Origin of the sequence: Novosphingobium sp., from assembly GCF_965228995.1 — a bacterium.
Taxonomy (GTDB): Bacteria; Pseudomonadota; Alphaproteobacteria; order Sphingomonadales; family Sphingomonadaceae; genus Novosphingobium.
On the sequence record NZ_OZ245852.1, the window covers coordinates 2,757,808 to 2,770,422 of the forward strand.

Genomic DNA, 12,615 nt, shown 5'->3' on the forward strand with positions numbered 1-12,615 from the left:
CCTCCCCATTTTTGCTGCGCAAAAATGGGGAGGGCCAAGGCCTTACTCGGCAGCTGGCAGGTAAAGCTCGCTACCCGCCTCGCGGTACTTTTCGCTCATTTCGGCCATGCCGGCTTCGGCTTCAGCTTCGTTCGCGACGAAAGTTGCGATCTCTGCATTCTGCTTGGCGGCAAATTCGCGGACTTCCTGCGTGATCTTCATCGAGCAGAACTTGGGGCCGCACATCGAGCAGAAGTGCGCGGTCTTGGCGCCCTCGGCGGGAAGCGTCTGGTCGTGGTACTGCTCGGCGGTATCCGGATCGAGCGACAGGTTGAACTGGTCGCGCCAGCGGAATTCGAAGCGGGCGCGGCTGAGGGCATCGTCACGCAGCTTGGCCGCGGGGTGGCCCTTGGCCAGATCGGCGGCGTGGGCGGCAAGCTTGTAGGTGACAACGCCGACCTTGACGTCATCGCGGTCGGGCAGGCCGAGGTGCTCCTTGGGGGTGACGTAGCAGAGCATCGCGGTGCCGAACCAGCCGATCATCGCAGCGCCGATGCCGCTGGTGATGTGGTCATAGCCAGGCGCGATGTCGGTCACGAGCGGCCCCAATGTGTAGAACGGGGCTTCACCGCAGGCGGCGAGCTGCTTGTCCATGTTCTCCTTGATCTTGTGCATCGGCACGTGGCCGGGACCTTCGATCATGACCTGAACGTCCTGCTCCCAGGCGCGCTTGGTGAGTTCGCCCAGCGTGTAGAGTTCGGCGAACTGGGCCTCGTCGTTGGCGTCCGCCACCGAGCCGGGGCGCAGGCCATCACCCAGCGAATAGGCGATGTCGTAGGCCTTCATGATCTCGGTGATGTCGTCGAAGTGCTCGTAAAGGAACGATTCCTTGTGATGCGCGAGGCACCACTTGGCCATGATCGAACCGCCGCGGCTGACGATGCCGGTCACGCGCTTGGCGGTGAGCGGGATGTAGGGGAGGCGCACGCCGGCGTGGATGGTGAAGTAATCGACCCCCTGCTCGGCCTGTTCGATCAGTGTGTCGCGGAAGATCTCCCAGGTGAGGTCCTCGGCAATGCCGCCGACCTTTTCGAGCGCCTGGTAGATCGGCACGGTGCCGATCGGAACCGGGCTGTTGCGCAGGATCCATTCCCGCGTGTCGTGAATATTGCGGCCGGTCGAGAGGTCCATGACGGTGTCGGCGCCCCAGCGGACCGACCAGACCATCTTCTCGACTTCGTTGGCAACATCCGAAGCCACGGCAGAGTTGCCGATATTGGCGTTGATCTTGACGAGGAAGTTGCGGCCGATCGCCATCGGCTCGGATTCAGGGTGGTTGATGTTGTTGGGAATGATCGCGCGGCCACGGGCGACTTCATCGCGCACAAATTCGGCAGTCACGTAGTCGGGGATCGCAGCGCCCCAGTCCTGCCCATCGCGCGTGAGGGCTTCCTTCAATTGGCGGCGGCCGATGTTTTCGCGGACGGCGACATATTCCATCTCGCGCGTGATGATGCCCTGGCGGGCGTAATGCATCTGGCTGACATTGGCGCCGGCCTTGGCGCGCAGAGGCTTCTGGACGACATTGGGGAAGCCGGGGACGCCGCCCGAGCGATCGGGGCCGAGTTGACCGTTGTCTTCGGGCTTTACCTCGCGGGCGCTGTATTCCTCGACATCGCCGCGGCCCATGATCCATTCGCGGCGCAGCTTGGGCAGGCCCTTCGCGATGTCGATCACGGCATTGGCGTCGGTGTAGGGGCCGGAGGTGTCGTAGACGCGAAGCGGCGGCTCACCCGAGGAAGGCTCGAGCGAGATTTCCCGCATGGCGACCGTCATCCCCGGAAAGCGCGGGCTTTCGACATGGATCTTGCGGCTGCCCCGGATCGGGCCGGTGGTGACGCCGATGGGCGTGGCCTGCGGGCCATTTTCGAGGCGGGAGTTGATATCGGCCATCTTACACGCTCCTTGGGCGGGCGGATGACGGGCGCTGGGCTTCTGAGGCCGACCGCTCCCTCCGCCCGTGCTAACGGGTTCAGGTTCGACGGGTCGTGGGGTGCGAAACCCACCTCTCAGCCATTTGTAAAAGGCCTTCGCGAAACATCGCTCCGGCCCCGCGGCTCCCCGGGGATGGACGCGTTCTAGAACGCTTGCGCCGCGGCGTCCACAGCGTTTGGGGGCTGGACTTTAAGCGAGCGCTTAAACATAGTCCTGCACAAGGCACCGCCGGCACGCGAGCGGGCCCATCGGAGCAGGACATGGCGAGCCAGACCCTCACCCGCGAGCGGGCAATCAATCCCTATGACGTAAGCGCAGATGCGCTTTACACCGAGGATACCTGGCGCGAGCCTTTCGCGTTCCTGCGCCGCGAGATGCCGGTGAGCTGGCGGCCGGAAAGCCCGTTCGGCGGCTATTGGTCGGCAGTGACGCACGAGACGATCCAGGACATCGAACTGATGCCGGACGTGTTCTCCTCCTCGTGGAAACGCGGGAACATCACGATTGCCGAATCGGTCAACGAGAGCGAGTTCCCCAACTTCATCGCGCAGGATCCGCCGATCCACACTGCACAGCGCAAGGTGATCGCGCCCGCCTTCAGCCCCGGACAGATGATCAAGCTCGAAGCCCAGGTGCGCGAGCGTGCAAAAATGCTGATCGACGCGCTGCCGCTGGGCGAAACGTTCGACTGGGTGGAGCAACTGGCAATCCCGCAGACCATCGGCATGTTGTGCAGCCTGTTCGACATGCCGTTCGACGAATGGCGCGATCTGAAGCGCTGGTCTGACTATGGCAGCGGCGTTTCGGCTGACAATCTGAACGACGAATATCGCGCCGAATGGATGAAGCAGATGGGCGAGATGCTCGCGCGCTTCGACCGGGAACTGGATGCGCGGCGGGTGCTGCCGCCCAGCGACGATCTCCTCAGCCGCATGGTTCATTCCGAAGCAATGGGGCAGCTCCCGGCGCTCGAGCGGCTGGCCAACATCGCGCTGCTGATCGTGGCGGGCAACGACACGACGCGCAATTCGATCAGCGGGCTGGTCGAGGCGTTCAATCTCTATCCGCAGGAGCTCGAAAAACTGCGCGCGGACCCCACGCTTTCCGCCAATGCCGCGCAGGAAATCATCCGCTGGCAGACGCCGGTGACGCACATGCGCCGCACCGCGACCCGCGATATCGAGGTCGGGGGGCAGCTGATCCGCGAGGGCGAGAAGATCGTCATGTGGTACATCTCGGGCAATCGCGACGAGAGCGTGTTTCCCGATGCCGAGCGATTTGACGTCACGCGTGACAATGCGCGGCGCCATATCGCCTTCGGGCACGGCATCCACCGCTGCGTCGGTGCCCGGCTGGCGGAAGTGCAGATCGCCGCGGTGATCGACGAAATCGTCGAGCGGCGGCTGCGGCCCGTGCTGGTCGGCAAGCCGACGCGGCTGGCGAGCCCGTTCCTCCACGGCTTCAGCGCGATGCCTGTGCGGCTGGAGCGCGAGTGAATGGAGCGCGCCAAAGCACGAGTTTGCATTATCGGGGCGGGCTGCTCGGGGATCACTGTCGCCAAGCGGCTCAAGGATTACGGGATCAACTACGACGAGTTCGACGCTTCGGACGATATCGGCGGCAACTGGTACTACAACAATCCCAATGGCCTCTCCGCCTGCTATCAGAGCCTGCATATCGATACCTCGAAGTGGCGGCTGGCCTTCGAGGACTATCCGGTTCCGACGGAGTGGCCGGACTTTCCGCACCACTCGCAGCTGCTCCGGTATTTCCGCGACTATGCCGATCACTTCGGCCTGCTCAAGGCGATCACGTTCAACACGCGGGTGGAGAAAGCGGCGCGGCGGGGGAGCGGCGGCTGGGAAGTGCGCCTTTCGACCGGCGAGACGCGCGAGTACGAAGCGCTGGTGGTGGCGAACGGGCACCACTGGGCGGCGCGGATTCCCGAATATCCGGGGCATTTTGACGGCGAGCAGCTCCATAGCCACGCCTTCCGCAGCGCGTTCGAGCCGGTGAACTGCGTAGGCAAGCGCGTGCTTGTCGTCGGCATGGGCAATTCGGCGATGGATATCGCCTCCGAACTTTCGCAGCGCCCGATTGCCGAGCGGCTCTTCGTCTCGACCCGGCGCGGGGTGTGGGTGCTACCGAAGTATTACAAGGGCCAGCCGATCGACAAGAACCCGGCCCCGGCATGGATGCCGCGCAAGCTGCGCACGCTGATCGGCACCCGGCTGATCAAGGGACTTGTCGGCAAGATGAGCGATTACGGCCTGCCAGAACCCGAGATCGGCCCGTTCGACTCCCATGCGACCGTTTCTGGCGAATTTCTGTTGCGCGCGGGCTCGGGCGATGTGGCGATGAAGGGCGCGATCGAGCGGCTCGATGGTGATGGCGTGGTGTTCAAGGATGGCAGCCGGGAGCAGATCGACGTCATCGTCTGGGCGACGGGCTATGACATCCGCTTCCCCTTCTTCGACGATCCCGCGTTCTGCGCCGATGCCGAAAACCGGCCGCCGCCGCTGTTCAAGCGGATCATGAAGCCCGAGGTGCCGGACTTGTTCTACGCCGGCCTTGGCCAGCCGCTGCCGACGCTGGTGAACTTTGCCGAACAGCAATCAAAGCTGATCGCGGCCTATCTGGCGGGCGCTTACACCCCTCCCCCGGCGGACGAGATGCACCGGATCATCAAGGCCGACGAAGCGTACCACACCGGGCATTATTACGCGGCCCGGCGGCACACGATCCAGCTCGATTTCGATGCCTATGTGCGCGATCTGAAGAAGGAAATCGCGCGGGGGATGGGGCGTAGGAAGGCAGCTTAGGCGCGATTACCCCTCCGACCCGCCTGCGGCGGGCCACCTCCCCATTTGCGCATTCCGCGAAAATGGGGAGGACCTGAACTTACTCTGCAGCTTCGAGGGCGGCAGCCTCGGCGCGCTGGCCGTCATAGACGAACTCGCTGGCGGCGGGGTCGATGAAGGGGATCTCCCCCTTCTCGCTCCAGTAGTCCTGATTGTGCTGCCATTCGGGCTTGTCGCCCCGCTTGGGCATGCGATCGAGATCGCGCATGAGGTAGGTGGGGTTGAAGTTGTCGGCATCGATCCATGGCAGAATCGCCATGTCCTTATCTTCCTCCCGCAGCGCTACCTCGACCTTCTTTGCATGCGCCTTGTCCATGTGATTCAGCAGCTTGCAGACGAAATCTCCGACAATATCGACCCGCAGCGTCCACGAGGCGCGGAAGTATCCGAAGACCCAGACGAGATTGGGCACGCCGGTGAACATCATGCCACGGTAGTTGACGGTATCGGCCCAATCGACCGCCTGCCCATCGACCTCGAACGGAATCTCGCCCAGCACCGAAAGGCGGAAGCCCGTGCAGGCAACGATGATGTCGCCCTCGATTTCCTGTCCGGAGCTTACGCGCAGGCCCTTTTCGGTGAAGGTCTCGATGGTGTCGGTAACGACCGACGCATTGCCCGCAACGACCTGCTTGAACATGTCGCCATCGGGCAGCTGGGCAAGGCGCTGCTGCCAGGGGCGATAGCGCGGGGTGAAGTGCGGCTCGAAATTGAAGTCCTCACCCACGTAGCCGCGGATCAGCGCGCGCAGGTCCTCGGCCATCGCCTCGGGCTCCTCGCGGCTGCGGCGATCCATTTCGTAGAAGTTGTAGATGTAGTCCTGCCGGACGACCCGGTGGATCGTCGGCTCGTCGACGCCGATCGTGCGCAGCCGGTCGGCCAGTTCGCTGACATTGGGAGCGCAATAGAACCAGGTGGGCGAGCGCTGGACCATGGTGACCTTGGCCCCTGCTTCGCACAGCGCGGGAACGATGGTTGCCGCTGTGGCGCCAGATCCGATGACGATCACATGCTTGCCCGCGACATCGGTTTGCGGGTCCCACAGCTGGGCGTGCACGAACTGGCCCTTGTAGGAAGCCATGTTCGGCCAATCGGGGATGTAGGGCTTCTTGTGATCGTAGTAGCCCTGGCACATCCACAGGAAACCGGCCGTGAACACGACGTCTGCGCCGTCCTTGCGGCGGGCATGGACCGTCCACAGGTTGTCCGCGCTCGACCAGCTGCACGAGGTGATCGTGTGGCCGTAGCGAATATGCGGGGCGATGCCGTTTTCCTCGATCACTTCGCCCATGTAGGTGAGGATGGCTTCAGCCGAAGCGATCGGGGCACCGGTCCACGGCTTGAAGCGATAACCGAACGTGTAGAGATCGGAATCTGAGCGGATGCCGGGATACTTGTGGGTTTCCCAGGTTCCGCCGAACGTTTCCTTGGATTCGAGGATGGCGTAAGTCCTGCCCGGACATTGATCCTGAAGATGCTTGGCCGAACCGATGCCGGAAATGCCGGCTCCGACGATCAGGACATCGACATGCTGCGCAACCTGGTCTGCCATCTCTCTCTCCTTGCTGCCGGCCCTTGCCCTTCTCCGCCACCGCGTGCGGGACGCGGGCCATGTGGGGAGACGGTTGAGCCGATTGTGGCGGTTCTCGCCTTGTGGCGCCAAGGAGGCCTTGATCCGCGTCAAAACGCAACAGGAATCTCGCGGCACTTCGTTCTGCGAAAACGAAACATTGCCAAATGTTCATGGCGCGGATCGCGCAGTGACATTTGCCCTCCGGCATCAGGTGAGTGTCGCCTCGGCCAGCCCCGATCCTAGCCGGGTACGGGCCGACCACCGTGACAATCCCTGGGAGAAGGGCTCCTCCCCCCAGTAGCCCTTCACGAACACCCCCGGGGGTGACAGTCTTCACTGTCACCCCCGAGGGCCCCCATCCCGAATTTTCCGCCCGGTCGCCCCGGCTTTCCCCAGCTTCACGAACGGGCAGGGCCGCGCAGGTTGCGCCGGTGCGGGCCAGCGCCTATCGCCAGAGACGATGAATGCACGGCGCTGCGATATCGCGATCCTTGGCGGCGGGCTGGCAGGCGGACTTATCGCGCTTGCGCTGGCCCGCTATCGCCCCGATCTTTCGCTACTTGTGGTGGAGCAGGGCGCGACTCTTGGCGGCAACCACGTGTGGTCGTTCTTCGCCACCGATACCGATCATGCGGCGACCGAGCTGCTTGCCCCGATGATCGAGGCAACCTGGGCGGACTACAACGTCCATTTTCCCCGCCATAGCCGCCATCTGTGCACACGCTACAGCGCCATGACGTCCGAGAAGTTCGATGCGGCCCTGCGCGCGGCGCTTCCCGCGGACGCGATCCTGACCGAACAGGCCGTCAAGGGATGCAGCGAGACCGAGGTCATGCTGGCCGACGGCACGCTGGTCAGCGCGGGCGGCGTGATCGATACGCGGGGCCTGCGCGATGTTTCGCACTTTACCGGCGGCTGGCAGAAGTTCGTCGGCCGCAAGTTCAAGCTGAAAGCGCCGCATGGCCTCGAACGGCCGATCGTGATGGATGCGACAGTCGAACAGCTCGATGGCTACCGATTCATGTATGCCCTGCCCTTCGCGCCGGATATCGTGTTCCTGGAGGACACCTACTATTCGGACAGCAGTGTGCTCGACCGGCCGCTGGTTGAAAGCCGGATCGACGCCTATCTGGCGGCGCGCGGCTGGGAGGTCGAAGCGCTGGTGAGCGAGGAGCACGGCGTGCTGCCGGTGGTGGCCGGCGGCGATTTCGCCGGGTTCTGGCGCGAGGGCGGCGAGAATGTCGCGCGGGCAGGATCGCGGGCCGGGTTGTTTCATTCGCTGACCAGCTATTCGGTCCCCGATGCCGTGCGCTTTGCACTGGCGCTGGCGCACCACGATGCGCTTGATGGGCCGGGCCTCAAGGCGTTCTCCGCGAAGTGGGCCAAAGGGCACTGGGAAAACCAGAGCTATTATCGCATGCTTTCGGCGTTGCTGTTTGGCGGGGCCTATCCGCAGGAGCGTCTCCGTGTGCTGGAGCGGTTCTACACGCTGAACCCGCAACTGATCGAGCGGTTCTATTCGGGCCGGTCGACCTCGTTCGACAAGTTCCGCATTCTGGCGGGCGTGCCGCCCATACCGATCAGCCGGGCGCTCGGTACACTTACCGGGCTGGGCAGACAGCCCGCCCCGCTGCAGTTTTCAGGAGTTTAGAGTTTCATCATGAAGAAAGTCGCAGTCATCGGAGCCGGTTTTGGCGGACTGGCGCTGGCGATCCGCCTGCAATCGGCGGGGATCCAGACCACCGTGATCGAGGCACGCGACAAGCCGGGCGGCCGCGCCTACTATTGGGAGCGCGACGGGTTCACCTTCGACGCGGGACCAACGGTGGTGACCGATCCGCCGTGCCTCAAGGAACTGTGGGCGCTTTCGGGCCACGACATTTCCGAGGACGTCGAACTCATGCCGGTGAAACCGTTCTACCGGCTCAACTGGGCCGATGGCACGAACTTCGATTACACCAACGACGAAGCGGTCCTCAATGCCGAGATCGCCAAGCTCAATCCGCGTGACGTGGCCGGCTACGCCGACTTCCTGAAGTTCTCGGCCGGGGTGTTCGAGGAAGGCTACGTCAAGCTCGGCTCGGTGCCGTTCCTCGATTTTGCCTCGATGATCAAATCCGCGCCCCCGCTGATCCGCTATCAGGCCTGGCGCTCGGTCTATTCGATTGTCTCGAGCTATATCGAGAACGAAAAGCTGCGCGAGGCGTTCAGCTTTCACTCGCTGCTGGTGGGCGGCAATCCGATGACCGCAAGCGCAATGTACGCCCTCATCCACAAGCTGGAGAAGGACGGCGGCGTGTGGTGGGCCAAGGGCGGCACCAACCGGCTGATCGCGGGCATGGTAAAGCACTTCGAGCGGCTGGGCGGCACGATGCGGCTCGGCGATCCGGTGGTGCATATCCACTCGCTGGGCGACCGGGTCACGGCGGTCGAGACGAAGAGCGGCTGGCGCGAGAGCGTGGATGCGGTCGCCTCCAACGGCGATATCGTCCACTCCTATGCCGATCTCATGCCCGATAACGGCCATGCGCAGCGGCGCGCGAAGTCTCTGAAGAAGAAGAAGTTTTCGCCGAGCCTGTTCGTCGTCCACTTCGGCGTGGAAGGCACCTGGCCGGGCATTGCGCATCACATGATCCTGTTCGGTCCGCGCTACAAGGGCCTTCTGGATGACATCTACAAGCACGGTGTGCTGCCCGAGGACTTCTCGATCTATCTGCACCACCCTTCTGTCACCGATCCGAGCATGGCACCGCCGGGGATGAGCACGTTCTACGCGCTGGTGCCGGTCGCCAACATGGGCAAGCTGCCGATCAACTGGGATGAAATCGGCCCGCAGTTCGAAAAGCGCGTGCTCGACGAAGTGGGTCGCCGTCTGATTCCGGACATCCACAGCCGGATCGTGACGAAGTTCCACTATACGCCCAAGGACTTCTCGATCGACCTTTCGGCGCATCAGGGCAGCGCGTTCAGCCTCGAGCCGCTGCTGACACAATCCGCATATTTCCGCGCCCACAACCGTGACGATGCGATCAAGAACTTCTATCTGGTTGGCGCTGGCACTCATCCGGGTGCAGGCATCCCCGGCGTGGTCGGCAGCGCGAAAGCGACGGCGGGCCTGATGATCGAGGATCTGGCGGAGGCGTGAGCGCGCAGTGAAACGGCTGGCAGTCTATTGCGGTTCGGCATCGCCGGCAGATTCGCGCTATGTCGCGCTGGCACGCGAGGTGGGCGGCGAACTTGCCGGGCGCGGGATCGGCGTTGTCTATGGCGGCGGGCGGCTGGGCCTGATGGGCGCGGTTGCGGCTGGTGCGCTGGAAGCGGGCGGCGAAGTGATCGGCGTAATCCCGCGCGCGCTGGCGGAGGCGGAAGTCGCCAATCCCGATTGCACGAGCCTGACGATCGTGGAAACGATGCACCAGCGCAAGCAGGCCTTCACCGACCTTGCGGACGGCTTCCTCACCCTGCCGGGCGGGGTGGGCACGATGGACGAGCTGTGGGAAGCGGTGAGCTGGGCGCAGCTGGGCTATCACGCAAAGCCCGTGGGGCTGCTCAATGCCTTCGGCTTCTATGACCAGCTGCTCGCCTTCCAGCGCCACATGATCGAGGTGGGGTTCATCCGCCCGGTCCACGGCCGGATCATCCTTGCCGAACACGCGCTCGATGTGCTGCTGGAGCGGATGGCGGCGCATGTGCCGCATACGCCGATCATCCAGATGTCCGCGAAGGACTTGTGAGGCGGCGTGACTGACCCTCTCGCAGCGCTGCCGGAACCGGACCGCGCTGCCCTTGTTGCCCATGCTCGCCAGACGATTGCGCGAGGATCGAAGAGTTTCGCGGCGGCCTCGCGGCTGTTTGACCGGACGACGCGCGAGCGGGTCTGGCTGCTCTATGCCTGGTGCCGCGCCTGCGATGACATTGCCGACGAGCAGGATCTGGGCGGGGAACTCGGAACGACGCCGGGGGGCGATGCGGCAGAACGGCTGGCGCAGATCCGGCGGCTGACGGACCTTGCCATCGCGGGGCTTCCCACTGGCAATCCCAGCTTCGACGCGCTGGGCGTGGTCGCGCGCGAATGCGGTCTGACACGCGGCATGGCCGAGGACGTGATCGACGGCTTCGCGCTGGATGCCGAGGACTGGACCCCGCGCGGCGAAGCGGACCTGCTGCGCTATTGCTATCATGTGGCGGGCGCGGTGGGGGTGATGATGGCGGTCGTCATGGGGGTCGCACCCGACGATGACGATACGCTCGACCGGGCCTGCGACCTCGGCCTTGCCTTCCAGCTCGGGAATATTGCGCGCGATGTGGCGGAAGATGATCGCGGGGCGCGATGCTATCTGCCGGCCGAATGGCTCGCGGAGGCGGATATTCCGCCCGGCGAACAGCTGCGCCCCTGCTACCGCGCGGCGCTGGTTGCTGTAGCGCAGCGGCTGGCGGCGTTGGCGGCGGTCTATGAGGCTTCGGCACGCGTGGGTGCGGCGCGGCTGGGCTATCGGCAGCGCTGGGCAATCCTTTCCGCAGCTGGCATCTACGGCGCGATCGCGCGCAAAGTGGCGGCGGGCGGCCCGCGCGTGTGGGATGGCCGGGTATTCACATCGCGCGGCGAGAAGATCGGCTGGGTGCTGCGTGCCGGGCTTCAGGCCTTGTGGCGGCCAGGCGCCGCGCCGCGTCCCAAGTGGTCGCGGACGAACCTCAAGGCCATGGCTGGTCGGCAGGCAGCATGACGGTGCGGCGATCACCGGCAAGATCGGCCACAAGGCGCGCGGCGGCGATGCGGCCGGACATCGTGGCCATGGGAATGCCCGGCCCGGGATGGACGCTGCCGCCGGCGAGATAGAGCCCCGGAACTTTCCCCCGCGCTCCGGCACGCGCGAAGCTGCCCATCATGCCATGGTTGGCGCGGCCATAGAGCGCGCCGCCGCTTGCCGGAAACAGCGCGTGGAAGCCTGAGGGATCGGTAACCACCGGTTCGTCGGCAGCGGTAATCTCCAATCCGCAATCCATCATCAGGCCAAGGCTACGGCGGGCCAGATCGGCGATCCGGGCCTCAGGCAGCGGCCCTTTGTCACCATCGGCAGGCGCGTTGATCAGCGCGAGGAGGCGTTCGGGCGTGCCTGCGGGGTGGTCGCTCCCCTCCCCCCGATCCTGCGCGCAGAGGTAGACAGTCGGCGTCGCGGTGATGGCGCGGTTCTTGAAAATAGCTTCGAACTCTGCGCCGTAATCCTCTGCAAAAAAGACATTATGGTGGGCCAGGTCAAAACCGGAAGTCCGCGCAGCCATGCACCAGGTGACGGCGGAGAGCGAGCGCTTGAGCCGCGCGGTGGCGGGGACCGGGCGCACCTCGTCAGTGAGCGCGGAGATATCGCCGTTGAAGACGACGGCATCCGCATGGAGCCGTTCGCCGCCTGCGAGCTCCACCCCGGCGACTCGGCCCTGCTCGATTACGATCCGCTCCATGTGCGCGCCGAAGCGGAACTGCGCGCCGTGCTGCTCGGCCAGCCCCGCGATCGCGCGCGCAACTTCGTGGATGCCGCCGCGCACCAGCCAGACACCCTGCTGCTCGACATGGGCGATGAGCATCAGCGTGGCAGGCGCGGCCCAGGGCGAGGCGCCGACATAAGTCGAATAGCGCCCGAACAGCTGGCGCAGGCGCGGGTCCTTGAAGTGATCGCCAAGCGCGCCCCACAGCGTGCGCATCGGCACGGTGCGCATGAGCGCGGGTATGCCGAAAGGGCCGAGCCGGGCGACGAGTCCGGGAATCGAGGGGCGTTCGGCGGCAATGAACGAGGCGGCCAGCGTCTTGTAGATATCGGCGCTGCGCGCACAGAAATCGCGGTAGGCCCTGGCCTCGGACGCGCCGGCGAAATCTCCGATGGCATCGGTAAAGCGGTCTACATCGGCGAAGAGATCGAGATTGCCGCCCTTTTGCCAGGCATGGCGGGCGAGCGTTTCGGCCGGGATCAGGCCGAGGTGGTCCTCCAGCCGCTGCCCGGCATCGCCGAACAGCCCATCGAAGATCCAGCGCATGGTGAAGACTGTTGGCCCTGCATCGACGGCAAGGCCGCCGCTGTGCACCCGGCGCATCTTGCCGCCCACGCTCGCGCCGCGCTCGACGACAGTGACGTCAAGCCCCTGCCGCGCAAGGTCGGCAGCGGCGGCAAGGCCGCCCATGCCGGCGCCGACAACAACGACCTTCTTGCGTGCCAC

Annotated in this window: 9 protein-coding genes; 6 read left to right on the forward strand and 3 right to left on the reverse strand. The window is 64.8% G+C overall.

Annotated features, from left to right (window positions below):
- Positions 1-42: 42 nt before the first annotated feature.
- Positions 43-1,932 (reverse strand): phosphomethylpyrimidine synthase ThiC, encoded by a 1,890-nt coding sequence (gene thiC / locus ACO056_RS12595; RefSeq protein WP_421847222.1) that lies wholly within the window; start codon positions 1,930-1,932, stop codon positions 43-45.
- Between the two features lie 302 nt (positions 1,933-2,234).
- Here thiC and ACO056_RS12600 point away from each other — a divergent pair, with 302 nt between their 5' ends.
- Entirely contained in the window at positions 2,235-3,470 is a 1,236-nt protein-coding gene (locus ACO056_RS12600) for a cytochrome P450 (RefSeq protein ID WP_421847224.1), read from the forward strand.
- Positions 3,471-4,796, forward strand: coding sequence for a flavin-containing monooxygenase (locus ACO056_RS12605; RefSeq protein ID WP_421847226.1), 1,326 nt, complete (start codon positions 3,471-3,473; stop codon positions 4,794-4,796).
- A gap of 79 nt (positions 4,797-4,875) precedes the next feature.
- Here the strand turns inward: ACO056_RS12605 and ACO056_RS12610 are convergent, their stop codons facing one another.
- Positions 4,876-6,387 carry a flavin-containing monooxygenase gene (locus tag ACO056_RS12610; protein WP_421847228.1) on the reverse strand — a complete coding sequence of 504 codons (1,512 nt, stop codon included), beginning with the start codon at positions 6,385-6,387 and terminating at the stop codon, positions 4,876-4,878.
- Between the two features lie 481 nt (positions 6,388-6,868).
- Between ACO056_RS12610 and crtY the strand changes: the two genes are divergently transcribed.
- The 4 genes from crtY to ACO056_RS12630 are packed head-to-tail and all read left to right on the forward strand — an operon-like array spanning position 6,869 to position 11,132.
- Positions 6,869-8,059 (forward strand): lycopene beta-cyclase CrtY, encoded by a 1,191-nt coding sequence (crtY, locus tag ACO056_RS12615; RefSeq protein ID WP_421847230.1) that lies wholly within the window; start codon positions 6,869-6,871, stop codon positions 8,057-8,059.
- 9 nt (positions 8,060-8,068) lie between these two features.
- Positions 8,069-9,553, forward strand: coding sequence for a phytoene desaturase (locus tag ACO056_RS12620; protein ID WP_421847232.1), 1,485 nt, complete (start codon positions 8,069-8,071; stop codon positions 9,551-9,553).
- A 7-nt stretch (positions 9,554-9,560) separates the two neighbouring features.
- Positions 9,561-10,142 carry a TIGR00730 family Rossman fold protein gene (locus ACO056_RS12625; protein WP_421847234.1) on the forward strand — a complete coding sequence of 194 codons (582 nt, stop codon included), beginning with the start codon at positions 9,561-9,563 and terminating at the stop codon, positions 10,140-10,142.
- A 6-nt stretch (positions 10,143-10,148) separates the two neighbouring features.
- Positions 10,149-11,132 carry a phytoene/squalene synthase family protein gene (locus ACO056_RS12630; protein WP_421847236.1) on the forward strand — a complete coding sequence of 328 codons (984 nt, stop codon included), beginning with the start codon at positions 10,149-10,151 and terminating at the stop codon, positions 11,130-11,132.
- Here the strand turns inward: ACO056_RS12630 and crtD are convergent.
- Complete coding sequence (gene crtD, locus ACO056_RS12635; RefSeq protein WP_421847238.1) at positions 11,101-12,615, reverse strand: 1-hydroxycarotenoid 3,4-desaturase CrtD; 1,515 nt, start codon at positions 12,613-12,615, stop codon at positions 11,101-11,103. The two genes, ACO056_RS12630 and crtD, sit on opposite strands and share 32 nt — an antisense overlap.

Excerpts from the sequence above, each read along its gene's own strand:
- ACO056_RS12605 (WP_421847226.1), top strand. The coding sequence starts at position 3,471 with ATGGAGCGCGCCAAAGCACGAGTTTGCATTATCGGGGCGGGCTGCTCG.
- thiC (WP_421847222.1), bottom strand. The coding sequence starts at position 1,932 with ATGGCCGATATCAACTCCCGCCTCGAAAATGGCCCGCAGGCCACGCCC.
- ACO056_RS12600 (WP_421847224.1), top strand. The coding sequence starts at position 2,235 with ATGGCGAGCCAGACCCTCACCCGCGAGCGGGCAATCAATCCCTATGAC.
- ACO056_RS12620 (WP_421847232.1), top strand. The coding sequence starts at position 8,069 with ATGAAGAAAGTCGCAGTCATCGGAGCCGGTTTTGGCGGACTGGCGCTG.
- ACO056_RS12610 (WP_421847228.1), bottom strand. The coding sequence starts at position 6,387 with ATGGCAGACCAGGTTGCGCAGCATGTCGATGTCCTGATCGTCGGAGCC.
- crtY (WP_421847230.1), top strand. The coding sequence starts at position 6,869 with ATGAATGCACGGCGCTGCGATATCGCGATCCTTGGCGGCGGGCTGGCA.